We start from the raw sequence: 217 nt of genomic DNA, 5'->3' as shown, positions 1-217 counted from the left end.
ACTACATAAAGAGCTGAACCAAACGGAACCAATTGGTCCAATAATGATGGGTATGAACAAGCCTGTACATCTATTACAATTAGATGCTAGTGATGATGAAATTGTGATCATGACGGCCATTGCAGTTATTGATGCTCAAGAAAGAGAGAAAAGGGTTCATTATTTCAATATTCTTGGTCAATTCAAAGCTTTGTAATGAAAAATAATTTATTACATT

At 33.2% G+C, this 217-nt stretch carries 1 protein-coding gene; it reads left to right on the top strand.

Annotated elements, in window-relative coordinates; all coding sequences use genetic code 11:
- A partial coding sequence (locus tag ACRHOC_RS15715; RefSeq protein ID WP_431159502.1) for a phosphate acyltransferase occupies nucleotides 1–196 on the top strand: 196 nt, incomplete at its 5' end.
- Between the last annotated feature and the right edge of the window lie 21 nt (nucleotides 197–217).

The organism is Winogradskyella poriferorum, assembly GCF_050618035.1.
GTDB lineage: Bacteria > Bacteroidota > Bacteroidia > Flavobacteriales > Flavobacteriaceae > Winogradskyella > Winogradskyella poriferorum_A.
This window is presented reverse-complemented; position numbering and strand designations above follow the sequence as displayed.